The organism is Streptomyces sp. NPDC050617 (assembly GCF_040654795.1).
Classification (GTDB): Bacteria; Actinomycetota; Actinomycetes; order Streptomycetales; family Streptomycetaceae; genus Streptomyces.
Window position 1 is genome coordinate 387265 of sequence record NZ_JBFAIS010000002.1, and the last position, 11915, is coordinate 399179.

Here is an 11915-nt window from a genome sequence, read left to right on the forward strand (position 1 = left end):
ATGGCGGGGCGCTGTGTTCCGCATGTGCGGCTCATCGCCGTCAGGCGCAGGCGCTTGGTGCGGAGACGGCGGACAGGGCCGTCTTCGTCGCGTACTCCGCCGCGGGCAGCCAGTCCGACTGGGACATGCACCGCTACAAGGCCGCCTCGCCGGGCCCGGCCAATCCCTCGTGGATGCGGACGGCGGGGCAGGCACGTCGGGTGAGGGCAGTCCCCGTAGGCGCTGATGCCATCGGCTGAAACCCCTCACATTCGCCGAGCGGCTCTATCCCGCCCGCACCGGCGGGCGAAGCCTCGTGCAGAAGAGGGGAGTTGGTTCACCTCGCCGGGATTGTGGGTTGTCGTGGCAAGTGGCTGGTGGCTAGCCTGAGCGTAGGCAGGGAGCTCGGGATAGGACCTGAGCCACCGCTGATCTCTTCGAGGCACGGAGCGTCGGCACGGGCCGTCGCCACCGCTTCCTTCCGTATCCAACTCCTTGGTTGCCGGGATCGCTGTGTCCCGGTGGCCGGAAGGTGGCCGCATGACCATCTACTGTCAGCACGCCAACCGCGGGAAGACGCAGATCCTGGCCGTATACCGGAACGGCTGCGGTGTCGAGTCGTCGACGGTGACAAGCCTCGACAGCATCGACCTCGCGGCTCCGGTCGTTGAGGCGCTCAACCGGATCTCTGCTCTCGCCACCGTCCCGGTAAGCATCTTCGATATGCGTGAGCGGCGTGTAGCCAGTTACCCCACGGAACATCTGGCGGCGCTCACCGATCGGAGTGCACGTGCTGATCTCCTCGGGGGAGCGCACAGCCTGTGGTACGAGTCGGTCTGCCTGGAACTTCATCAGGCGCTGGCTGATCTGGATGATGCACTTGCCGCCGTACCGCAGCCGGTCCGGGTCGCGGTCGAGGCGGAGCTCGAGACGGAAGCGCGCGAGCTGCGCGACACACTTGCCGAATCCACGGAGGCAATCCCTGCACCGGAAGGAAACCGGCGCAGCTGGGACCACGAGCAGCCGTTCGTTCCCTATGGAGGCGGATCGCCGCTGCTGAGCACCACGGCACGCGAGCAGCTGGACCGCGAAGAGGAGGGCCTCACCGCTGAGCAGCGCGCGGATGCCGTGGCGAATCTGCGGGTACTGGTCACTGCCTTCGAACAGAGCTCAACCGCGGAGGCCGGCTCGGGGTTCTTCTCAGTCGAGTACCCGGAGATCTTCGCTGAGCCGCATGACGCGAACCACCTCTTCCTGACCATCCGTGTTCCGGAGCCGGACGGGGAGGACGCGGGAGCCTGGAGCATCGAGATCTGCCGTTGGGAGCCCGACGACCCGGCTGAGGAGGGAGAAGACGAGTACAGCAGTGCCACAGGAGAACCCGTCCTGGAGTGCAGGCTCACCAACGCGCCGCGTCCTGATGACATCACCGACCTGCTCTCCCGGCTCGCCGCAGAGCCTGGGCTGCTTCCCCAGTGGGCTGAGACGGAGGTAGGAGCTCCACTCGCGGGGACGAAATTCTTCGTCACCAAAGTGAGCCGATAGCACGTCGCTGACCTGCCTGAAGTGCGTTCGCAACGACCCTGGCAGCCGTGCTGACGTGTCAGCACGGGACTGGGGCGAGGAGGATCGAGCGGGATTCAGAGGGATGGAAACGGTGGTGTCTGCCCCGGCTTCCCGGTGAAACCGCAGGCCAAGAGGGTAATAATTTCGGGTTCGACTCCCCTGGGCTCCACGTCATAGATCCCCTTTGAACTGCGGAAACGTGGTTCGGAGGGGATTTTTCGCGTGCTGGCGTGTCAGCGCGACGGTGTTGGCGCCTGGCGTGATGGTGCTGGCGCCTCCGCGTGCTGGTGCCGACGCCTCGGCGTGATGGTGGTGGCGAGAGGGTGCGGCGGGCGGAGGCTGTGCGGTGCGCAGGGGGCCATGGTGCCGCTATCTGCATCTTGTGTTGTATCTATCATGAATGCATGGGTGGATCATGGGTTGAGCTGCTGCTCGCCGGGGCGTCGTTGACGGACCTCGATCGGTATCGCGACGAGTTGCTCGGCGTGGGCACGTCACCCGAGGACGTGGAGCGGGAGGCGGGGGCCGCTCTGCGGGTCAAGGTGCTTCTCGACGAGGGGCGTCGGCGGGCGGCCGAGCAGGCCCTTCTGAACGACGCCGCCGAGGGGCTCGCGGGCGCGCGGAGCACGGATGAGCTGCTGCCCGCGGTGACCGGATGGGCGCGGCGGCTGCTGGACGCCGACCTGGCGTATGTGGGGCTCGCGCACGACGGCGGGTTCGTGATGGCGGCCGCCCAGGGCGCGCGCACCGGTCGGCTTCAGGGACTGCGGCTGCCCGCCGCGGCCGGGTTCACCGGCACCGTCGTCGCCGGGGGGCACCCTGTCGGCCTGCGCAGTTACGCGACGGAGGACGGCTTCCCCCATCATCCCGCCGCCGACACCGCGGCCATGGAGGAGGACATCCACGCCCTGCTCGGCGTGCCGCTGGCCCGGCACGGCCGCATGCTCGGCGCGCTCTTCGTCAGCAGGCGGCGGGAGCACCGGTTCACGGACCGGGAAGTGGGGCTGCTGTCGGCCCTCGCGGCACACGCGGCCGCCGCGCTCGACCACGCCGAGCTGGAGCTGGCCGTACGCCGGAACGAGCGGCTGACCCAGGCGCTGCTGAGCGGCGGCGGCCTCGACGCTCTCCTGCGGGAGATCGGCCAGGATGCCTCCGGGCAGGTGCTGTTCGCGGACGCCGGTGACGCGGAGCTCGTCGAACGGGCCGCGTGCGTCCGGGCCGTCTCCGCGGCCGGCTCCGTATGCGGCGCCCTCGTGGCCCTCGGCAGCCGGGACGTCCGCGCGGACGCGGCCCTGCTGGAGCGGGCCGCCCCGTTCGTCGCGCTCGCCGTCACCGCGGAGACGGCCGTGGCCGACGCGACCCGGCTCCCCCGGGACGCGCTCCTGCTCGATCTGCTGACGCGGCCCGCCTCCGGCCCCCTCACCCCGCGTCAGCGCATGCGCAACGCGGGCCTGGACCCGTCCGCCTCGTACTGCGTACTGGTCGCCGAACCGGACGGTGATCCTCGGCAGGCACGGCGGGAGTTCGCCGCCTGCGGACTTCCGCCGGGCACCGTTCTCGCACAGGGCGGTACGCGCCTGGTCGCGCTGGTGCCCGGCACAACCCCCGACGACCTCCTGGAGCATTGGGAAGGCCGCGGCGTTCCCGCCGCGACCATCGGCGTCGCCGGTCCCGCGACCGCCCCCGAACACCTCGCCCGCTGCCACCACGACGCGGAGCTGACCCTGGGCGCCCTGCTCACCCTGGGGCGCCGGGGCCAAGCAGCCTCCGCCGACCGGCTCGGCCTCTACCGGGTGCTGCTCAGCCACACCGGACGCCGGGAGCTGCGGGCCCAGTACGAGCAGCTGCTCGGCCCCGTCCTGCGCGAGCAGCGCCGACGTGGGCTTCCCCTCGTCGAAACCCTCCAGGCCTGTCTCGACCACGGCTGCCGGGCCACCCCTGCCGCCCGTGCCCTCCATATCCACGTCAACACGCTCTACCAGCGGCTCGCCGTCCTGGACGAGCTTCTGGGACCCGACTGGCGTGAGCCGCCGCGCTCGGTGGACCTGCAACTGCTGCTGCGGGTCCACTCCGAGCGCGGCTAGCGATCGGATCAAAATCGCGCAGATCGGATCACTCGCACAGATCGGGCTGCTCGGCCACGATCTGGTCCCACAGCGGGCGGAAGTTCAGCCAGCCCGCGTAGTGGCCGCCGACCTCCTTGGCGGTGAACTCGGCGGTCTCCTCGTCCATGCAGATGGGGTGACCGGCCGCCATCGCCGTCAGCTGCGCCTGGCAGGACCGCTCCATGGTGATGAACCACCAGGCGGCCTCGCCGACGCTGTGGCCGACGGTGATCAGACCGTGGTTCTGCAGCACGGCGGCCTTGTGCGGGCCGACCGCCTGCGCGATGCGCTGGCCCTCCTCGTGGTAGCCGGCCGGGCCGCCGTAACCGGCGTACAGACCGTGGTCGTTGTAGAACGACGCGGCGTCCTGGGTGATGGGCAGGAGCTTCATGCCGAGCGAGGCGAGGGTCTTGCCGTACAGCGAGTGGGTGTGTGCGGCCGCGACGACGTCGGGGCGGGCCTCGTGCACGGCCGAGTGGATGTAGAAGCCGGCCAGGTTGACCGCGCCCTTGCCCTCGACGACCTCGCCCTGCTCGTTGACGAGGATCAGGTCGGACGCCTTGATCCGGCTGAAGCTCATCGCGAACGGGTTGACCCAGAAGTGGTCGTGCCGCTCCGGGTCGCGGGCGGTCATGTGACCGGCCACGCCCTCGGAGAAGCCGAACCGGGCGAACAGCCGGAAGGACGCGGCCAGTTCACGCTTGCGCAGCTGCCGCTCCTCCTCGATCGACAGGTCCTGTGCCGGGGCGGGGATGTCCGCACCGGGAAGGAAGACGTTCACCTCGCCGAACTTGCCCCGGTTCTCGATGGATTCCTGGTTCACGTCCCCCTTGGGGGAGTTCTTGGTGGTGTTCATGCATTCGACGCTATGGCGGTTTCCCGGCGGCGGATACGTGCGTTCCGCCCATTCCTTTCGGGGAGAGGTGGGCGAAGCGCACACGATCACCGATGGGGCCCGCAGTGCCCCCCGCTCCCCCGCGAGCTCCGGGAAGGCGGTTCCAGGCCATTTCCTCGTGTCGGCTCAGTGCTTGCGCACCGTGTTCACGTGGTTGGTGCCGGCGGCGTAGAAGCCGTCGACGGCCTTGTCGACCTCGGGGAGGGAGAGGGTGCGGTCGGCCTGGTAGTAGAGCCAGTTGACGCGCATGTCCCAGGTTCGCGGGCCCTTGAAGGGGAGGTCGATGAACCAGGCGTTGAAGTGGACGTTCATGCGTTCCCGCGGGAAGAACTTGCCCTTGTGGGTGAACAGCTTCTGGCCGTCCACGGAGTAGGTGACCTTTCCGTCCATGGCGGTGACCATCATGGTGTGCCAGCCCGTGAGGTCCTTGATCTGGGTCTTCGTGGTGCGGTCTTGCGGCTTGCCGCTGCCGCTGATCCAGCTTGTGGTGTCGATGCGGGGGCCGGGCGCTCCCCATCCGCCGTGCGGCATGTACTCGTAGTCGAGCTCGCTGTACTTCTTCGACTTCTCCGCGGGGGAGATCGTGAAGAAGGACTCGTTGAGGTGATCGCCGTTGGGGCCCTTTACGGGCTTGTCGCTGAAGTAGACCCGGGCGGCGAGGGTGCCGGTGAAGAAGTCGGGTTTGACGCTCCGGAGTTCGGACTGCCGGGTGCCCTTCTTCGTGCCGTCGGTGGCGGCCCGGAGCTGGAGCACCTGGCCGCCCTTGGCGGACGACTCGGCCGGGAAGGTGACGCCGTCGGCCGACCAGGTGTTGTGGATGCCGGGGCCGCCCGCGTCGCTTCGGGCCTGCCAGCCGTTGGCGGTGAAGGCGGGGTCGTCGGGGCCGGTGTAGTGGAAGTTGTCGAAGACGACTCCTGCCGGCGGTGCGGCGGGGGACGAGGGCGGGTTCTTGGCCGCGTCGGCCGTGCCGCTCGGTTCGTCGCCCCAGGCCAGGGCGCCCCGGACGTAGCCCGTGACCAGCTTCGACGGCGCGTAGTGGGTCACCTTGGCGTTGAACGAGCGGTCGTTCGCCTGGTTCAGCTTCTTGTGGTCCAGGCGGTAGCGCTGGAGGCCGATCGCCTCGCTGGTTCCCCCGGGTTTCAATTCCCCGGCGCCCGCGCCGAATCCGACCTCGACGTAGTGGGTGGCGCCGGCGTCGTCGCCACCGCTGAGCGTGCCCAGCTTCTGGGTGACGTTGCCGCATCCCCGGCTCGTCTGGACGCAATTGAATCCGTAGGCGGAGTCGTCCCCGGCGAAGTAGTAGCGGAGGGTCACATCGCTGAGCGGGATGGTCTTCTTGGAATTGTTGACGACTTCCAGCCAGGGCTTGGCCGCTGCCGCGACAGTCGGTCCGTCGGTGCGATATCGGACCGTGAGTTCACCGGTCCCCGAATCGTCGCTTCCGCCAGGGCCCCATTTGACATAGGCCGCTGCGCCGGCGGCTATGAGTATGGCCATGACAAGCACTATTTTGATCGCGCCGCCCCCGCCTCGGCGGCGGGGGCTACGACGAGGGCGACCCATTGAAGCTCCTTGATGTGCTGCGAGGAGCGGCGCCGCCTGCGGGCCTTCACATCGCATTCACTACTGACTCACATTCCGCGTCATCGTAACCGCGATCTACGGGAGTATTTAGGCAACAAGGCTGCATAGGCTTATGTCCGCTTCATGCCGTATTAAGCTTGTATAGCCTGTTTATTTCACCTTGGTAGTACATCTCGGCGTCAACTGGGTCGAGAACGCGCGATGCTGAGTGATCTTGATCACCCCTCCGCGCCTCCTTGTGGCGGCGGTATGTGCGTTTTGGGACTTTTATCCGGGCTAAGATGTCGTAATTCGCCGAGTGTGCACCTGCGGGGCGCTGCCGACCTGCCCCGAACGGGAAGTAGGCGTTCAAATACCTGGGTTATCTTCTCGCTGTGCTTTCACAGGATCATCACAAGATGCGGGTCGTGTGAGTTGAGTTGAGTGGGGGGAACCTTGTCGGGCACTACTGCGCGCCGCGCACGGGACAAAGCCGCGCGTTCGTCGCGCGGCCAGCGCCGCAAGGGGCGTGTCCCGGACCAGCGCGTTGAAACGGCCGGCGGCGGGCGCCGCAAGGGCCGTGTCACGGACCAGCGTGCCGAAGCGGCCGGCAGCCGGCATCGCAGGGGGCGCGGATCGTTCGCCGAGCAAGGTGATACGGCCGTATACGACACCGTCATCCTTGTTCCGGCGCGTAACGAGGAAGTCGGAGTCTTCACCTCCCTGAAGACCCTGGCCGCTCAGAGTCGACGCCCCGACCTGATCGTCGTGGTGGTCAACAACTCGACCGACCGCACCGAGGAGTTCGCGCAGCAATTCGCGGACGATGAGTCCACGCCGCTCACGGTCGTACTGAATCTGCCGAACAACCCGCATAAAAAGGCCGGTGCTCTCAATTACGGCCTGCAATGGCTGAGGGAGTCCGTCGGGGGGCGGCTCACCAGCAAGGTGCGGCACGTCCTGGTCATGGACGCCGACACCGAACTGCACCCGAGGTTCATCGAACGCGCCCGCAACGTCCTCGCCTCCGACCCGGAGCTGGGAGGCGTCAGCGCCGCATGCCTCGGCCGCACCGGACTGTGGCGCAACCCCTGGCAGCGGTTCCTGCTCGGCATGCAGATCATCGAGTACGGCAGGGCGGCCAACATCCGCTACCGCCAGGACGTGCACACCATGTCGGGCGCCGGCTCCTTCTATCGGAGCGAAGCGCTCCAAGGGCTCCTCGACTGGCGCGGGCAGGTCTTCTGGGAGGACCACCGCAACCTGGTCGAGGACTACGAGACCACGCTGGCGCTCAAGGAATCCGGCTGGAAGATCACGGCCAACCAGCTGTGCATCGCCTACACCGACCTCATGCCCACCCTGCGCGAGCTGATCCAGCAGCGTGAACGGTGGAGCCGCGGCACGGTGGACACGCTGCGCCGCCGCGGCTGGACCAAGTTCACCTGGCACTCGATCAGCACCATGTTCCTGGGCCTCTTCGGGGCCGCCTACATCCTGGGCTGGGGCTCGTCCCAGCTCGTACGGACCGCGCAGCGCGGCTTCGACAACTACCCGGTGTTCCTCCTGCTGATGCTCGGCTTCTGGATCGTCTATCCGGCCCTCCGCGTGCGGAACCTCGGCTGGAAGGCGATGCTCGTCGAGGCGCTGCTGCTTCCCGAACTGGTCTACACGGTGGTGCGGACGTACTGGCTCGTCTCTTCCATCGTGAAGTCGTACTTGACCCGGGTCTCCGCGTGGAAATGACCGCGGCAGGGCTCTCAGCAACCGCGGCGATCTCAGTAACCGCGGCAGCCATCTCAGCAACCGCGGCGGCTTCGGTAGCCGCGGCACGAATTCCAGCGACCGCGGCGGCTTCAGCGACCGCGGCGCCAATCTCAACCGCGGCAGCCTCAGCGACCGCGTTAACCGCAGCTACCGCAGCGACCGCATAGTCGACTGCAGAGAAGAACCAAGGAGAGCAATGAACTCCCTCAAGGGCCTGGGGGTCTGCGCGGTGCTCGCGGGCATCGCTTACGCGCTGACCCGGGTGACGGACACCGACACCTTGATGCTCTGGGCCACCGTCGTCATCATCAGCGTGTCGCTGGTGACCTTTGCGGCGTCCATCAGGCGTCGTCGGCGGGATCATCGCATCGCGGGGGAGTGAGACCTGGCGGGCGGGGGAGTGAGACCTGGTCGGCGGGTGAGTGAGCTCTGGCCGGCGGGTGAGTGAGCTCTGGCCGCGGGTGAGTGGGCCCTGGAGAAACCGTCTTGAGTTCGCCACGTCACGGATGGAGCGCGGAAGGCAGCGCCGGTAGGGCCCGCAGGATGGCTCCGAGCGCTCTTCAGCCACTGACCGCGGTCTCCGGGGCCGCGCCCCGTCGGCGTCTGGCTCTCTCAGTACCAGGTGAGCGGCGCTGCCCCAGCGGTCATCCCGCTGTCGACCGCGACGGTCACGGTCACGACGAAGGCGGCCCGGCCCACCGCCGCAAGGCGGCTTCCAGGCCGTCGGCAGCAGTGGCGTCGGTGGAGTCGGCGGAGTCGGTGGCCCAGGCGACCACGCCGTCCGGGCGTACGAGCACCGCCGCCGGTGTCGCGTGGGTGTCGTCGGGCACGGTGTTGACCCGGTCGTCCCAGGGCTTCGCGAGGCGGGTGAAGGAGCCGTCCGGGGTGCGGTCGAGGAGGAGGAATCCGCCGCCGTGGCCGTGGTCGGTGAGGCGGGAGCCGTCGCTCAGCCACAGGTCGGGGGCGTACCGGCCGGTCAGACGGTGGTCGCCGGGGAGGTCGACGCGCTGTGTGACGCCGAGGATCTTCTTGACCGCGTGGGTCGCGCCGTCCCGCGTGTGCAGCAGGTCGATCAGGAGCTCCCGCAGCGCGGCCGACTTGGCGTCCCCGCGCAACACCCCGATCTGGGCGCGCGTCCAGTCCAGCACCCAGGCGCCGACGGGGCGGCGCTCGGCGTCGTACGTGTCGAGCAGCTCTTCCGGCGCCCGGCCGGCGACGACGGCGCCGAGTTTCCAGCCGAGGTTCATGGCGTCGCCGAAACCGAGGTTGAGCCCCTGGCCGCCGAACGGCGAGTGCACGTGTGCGGAGTCGCCGGCCAGCAGCACCCGGCCCGAACGGTAGGTCGCCGCCTGGCGGGCGTTGTCGCTCCAGCGCGTCGCGTCGCCGCGCAGTCCCGTCAGCGTGACGTCGGTGCCCGAGACCCGCCGCAGGCTGGCCTGGAGCTCCTCCAGGGTGACGGGCGCCGAACGGTCGGCGGGCGGGGGGACGAACTCCACGGCGACCACCAGTCCGGGCTGGGGGCCGTAGCGGTACACGCCGTGCGGCGACCATCCCCACCCTTCCGCGAGCACCGAGGGGTCGGCGATGTCGGCGAGCGCCCTGTAGCCGGTGAGTTCGGGGTCGGTGCCGGGGAAGTCGATGCCCGCGAGGCGGCGTACGGTGCTGTGCCCGCCGTCGCACCCGACCAGCCACCCGGTGCGTACCGTGCCCGAGGCCCCGGCGGTGCTCGTGTCGATGAGCACGCCGTCGCCGGTGTCCTCGAACGAGGTGACCTCCACCCCGCGCCGCACCGGCACGCCCAGCGCCGCGAGGTGCTCGGCCAGCAGCGCCTCCAGCTCACGCTGCGGGACCATCCGCGCGCCGTCGACCGAGGCGTGCGCGGCGAGGTCGGGATCGGTCCAGTTCACGAGGTCGGCGTCCAGGACGATCCCCGCGAAATGCCCGGTCAGCCGCCTGCCGCCGGGCTGCTGGTCGTCTTCGCCCCGCCGACCGCCGTCGGGCCCATCGCCTTCGGACCGCCGCTTGCCGGGCACGGGAGCGGGCGGCCCCAGCCGCTCCAGCAGCTCCCGCTGCACCTTCTCGGCGGCGGGCAGCAGGCCGCGGCGGTCGAGCGCCTCCGCCGTCGACACGTTGATCCCGCCCGCCTTCATCTCGACGGCGGGCAGCAGGCCGCGGCGGTCGAGCGCCTCCGCCGTCGACACGTTGATCCCGCCCGCCTTCATCTCGACGGCCGGTTCGGCCAGCCGCTCCAGTACTTGCACCGTCGCCCCGGAGAGCGCCAGTTCCGCGGCGAGCATGAGGCCCACCGGCCCGGCTCCGACCACGGTCACGTCCGTGTCCAGATGTGCGTCGTTCGTCATGAACACCGTTCTACGTACGAACGGCGTTCGTGTCAAGTTATGATGGACGCGTGAACCCGAGAGAGCGACGCGCGGCCCGCCACCAGCCGCCGAACCCCGAGGCCGAATCCGCCCCCAAGCCCCGGCGCCGCAAGGTCCCGATCACGGTGGAGCAGGTCGTCGATACCGCGTTGAACGTCATCGCCACCGAGGGTTACGAGGCGCTGACCATGCGCCGACTCGCCGGCGCGCTCGACACCGGGCCCGCCTCGCTCTACGCCCACGTGGTCAACAAGGCCGACCTCGACGAACTGCTCATCGGGCGGCTGTGCGCCGGGCTCGCACTGCCGGCACCCGACCCCGCGGCCTGGCGGGAGCAGATCCGCGGCGTGTGCGTCCAGATGCGCGATCAATACTTGAAATACCCCGGGATCTCCCGCGCCGCGCTGGCCATGGCCCCCACCGACCTGGAGATCGTGCGGGTCAGCGAGGGGATGCTGGCGATCCTGCTCGCCGGCGGCGTCGCCCCGCAGACCGCCGCGTGGGCCATCGACGCCCTCTTCCTGTACGTGGCCGCCTACTGCCTGGAGCTGTCCATCGCGCGCCAGCGGGCGGCGGACGACGACATCGCCTGGGTACGCGACCGGGGAGAACTGCTGCGCCGGTTCGCCGCCCTGCCCGCCGAGACCTTTCCCCACACCACTCGGCATGCCGCCGAACTCACCGCGGGCGAGGGCCACGACCGCTTCGACTTCACCCTCGCCTTGATGATCGACGGCCTGGCACACCGCTGACCCGGCGCGGCGACGGGTGCGCGACGACCGCGTCAGTGCTCGTACTCGTCCTCGTCCTCGTCGTCTTCCTCGTCCGCCTCCGGCAGGACTTCCGCGATCATGCGGACGGCGAAGTCGGGGTCCTCGGTGATGCGGTTGATGTGCTCCGCGAGCAGGAAGGCGGTGACTTCCAGCGGAGTCATCTCGTCCTTCGTCCAGTAACCGTATTGCTTGCGCCACAAGTTGGGGCTCAGCCCGGTGCCCGCGGCGACGACCAGCCCGGTCATGGTGGGGATGACCTCGGGGCGTACGCTCCTGGGCATCATGCGCATCGTGGCCACCAGGTTGGGCACCACATACTCGATGACGTCCCGGTCGTGGTCCTCGTAGGCCATCCGCAGCCACTTCATGAACATGAAGATGAGCGTGCACGCGCCGTTCAGCACGGCATCGGCGCCCCGAGGCCCCAGCGACGCGGTGAACTGGTCCATCAGCGCCCGCTGTTCGGGGGCGATCTCCGACTTGCCTTCGTGTACGACCTTGAGCCGCGAGTCGATCATCATGAGCGCCGCGCCCACATCGCCGGCGGGAGCGTGCTGGGGGTCGCAGGGCGATGACACAGGGTTCCTCCTCAGGCGACCGCGGAGGGTGGCGCGGCGCGTCCGTACCGTAGTCCGCGCGTACGGCCGGAGCCCGCCGAATCCTTGAAACGCACAGCTACTCGCGTGTTCCCGTCACCGACCGCCATGAGAGATCAAGTTGAGCCCTTGTTCGGAGACTTCGGCTCGCCGCACCGGACATCGCCGGACATGGGCATCCCGGACACGGCCGCGGGCGTCGACCGGCCCGGAAGCGGCCTCCGCCGAGGAGTCACCGGGCAGTCAGGAAACGGTAAAAGCTACTGGTAAGGTCATCGACCCGCCAATTC

At 69.0% G+C, this 11915-nt stretch carries 9 protein-coding genes; 5 read left to right on the forward strand and 4 right to left on the reverse strand.

Going from position 1 to position 11915, the window contains the following annotated elements; all coding sequences use genetic code 11:
• The first annotated feature begins 519 nt into the window (after positions 1–519).
• Together AB0I49_RS04285 and AB0I49_RS04290 are read left to right on the forward strand one after the other, a co-directional pair.
• Positions 520–1524 carry a hypothetical protein gene (locus AB0I49_RS04285; protein ID WP_363225282.1) on the forward strand — a complete coding sequence of 335 codons (1005 nt, stop codon included), beginning with the start codon at positions 520–522 and terminating at the stop codon, positions 1522–1524.
• 425 nt (positions 1525–1949) lie between these two features.
• Positions 1950–3629 carry a GAF domain-containing protein gene (locus AB0I49_RS04290; RefSeq protein ID WP_363225283.1) on the forward strand — a complete coding sequence of 560 codons (1680 nt, stop codon included), beginning with the start codon at positions 1950–1952 and terminating at the stop codon, positions 3627–3629.
• 28 nt (positions 3630–3657) lie between these two features.
• Here the strand turns inward: AB0I49_RS04290 and AB0I49_RS04295 are convergent, their stop codons facing one another.
• Both AB0I49_RS04295 and AB0I49_RS04300 read right to left on the reverse strand, forming a co-directional pair.
• Positions 3658–4506 (reverse strand): class II aldolase/adducin family protein, encoded by an 849-nt coding sequence (locus AB0I49_RS04295; protein WP_363225284.1) that lies wholly within the window; start codon positions 4504–4506, stop codon positions 3658–3660.
• 165 nt (positions 4507–4671) lie between these two features.
• Entirely contained in the window at positions 4672–6042 is a 1371-nt protein-coding gene (locus tag AB0I49_RS04300; protein ID WP_363225285.1) for a cellulose binding domain-containing protein, read from the reverse strand.
• Positions 6043–6552: 510 nt separating this feature from the next.
• Here AB0I49_RS04300 and AB0I49_RS04305 point away from each other — a divergent pair.
• The gene (locus tag AB0I49_RS04305; RefSeq protein WP_363225286.1) at positions 6553–7854 is read left to right on the forward strand and encodes a glycosyltransferase family 2 protein; all 1302 of its coding nucleotides are present in this window, start codon (positions 6553–6555) and stop codon (positions 7852–7854) included.
• A 217-nt stretch (positions 7855–8071) separates the two neighbouring features.
• Positions 8072–8257, forward strand: coding sequence for a hypothetical protein (locus tag AB0I49_RS04310; protein WP_363225287.1), 186 nt, complete (start codon positions 8072–8074; stop codon positions 8255–8257).
• Between the two features lie 292 nt (positions 8258–8549).
• Here AB0I49_RS04310 and AB0I49_RS04315 read toward each other — a convergent pair whose 3' ends face one another.
• Complete coding sequence (locus tag AB0I49_RS04315; RefSeq protein WP_363225288.1) at positions 8550–10235, reverse strand: FAD-dependent oxidoreductase; 1686 nt, start codon at positions 10233–10235, stop codon at positions 8550–8552.
• A 50-nt stretch (positions 10236–10285) separates the two neighbouring features.
• Here AB0I49_RS04315 and AB0I49_RS04320 point away from each other — a divergent pair, with 50 nt between their 5' ends.
• Positions 10286–11008 carry a TetR/AcrR family transcriptional regulator gene (locus tag AB0I49_RS04320; protein WP_363225289.1) on the forward strand — a complete coding sequence of 241 codons (723 nt, stop codon included), beginning with the start codon at positions 10286–10288 and terminating at the stop codon, positions 11006–11008.
• A 32-nt stretch (positions 11009–11040) separates the two neighbouring features.
• On the opposite strand, the gene AB0I49_RS04325 is transcribed toward AB0I49_RS04320, so the two are convergent.
• On the reverse strand, positions 11041–11607 hold the full coding sequence (locus AB0I49_RS04325) for a hypothetical protein (RefSeq protein ID WP_363225290.1): 567 nt from the start codon (positions 11605–11607) through the stop codon (positions 11041–11043).
• Between the last annotated feature and the right edge of the window lie 308 nt (positions 11608–11915).

Bases quoted from the DNA above. Each gene is read 5' to 3' on its own strand.
- AB0I49_RS04315 (WP_363225288.1), bottom strand. From the start codon at position 10,235: ATGACGAACGACGCACATCTGGACACGGACGTGACCGTGGTCGGAGCC.
- AB0I49_RS04300 (WP_363225285.1), bottom strand. From the start codon at position 6,042: ATGGCCATACTCATAGCCGCCGGCGCAGCGGCCTATGTCAAATGGGGC.
- AB0I49_RS04290 (WP_363225283.1), top strand. From the start codon at position 1,950: ATGGGTGGATCATGGGTTGAGCTGCTGCTCGCCGGGGCGTCGTTGACG.
- AB0I49_RS04295 (WP_363225284.1), bottom strand. From the start codon at position 4,506: ATGAACACCACCAAGAACTCCCCCAAGGGGGACGTGAACCAGGAATCC.
- AB0I49_RS04285 (WP_363225282.1), top strand. From the start codon at position 520: ATGACCATCTACTGTCAGCACGCCAACCGCGGGAAGACGCAGATCCTG.
- AB0I49_RS04310 (WP_363225287.1), top strand. From the start codon at position 8,072: ATGAACTCCCTCAAGGGCCTGGGGGTCTGCGCGGTGCTCGCGGGCATC.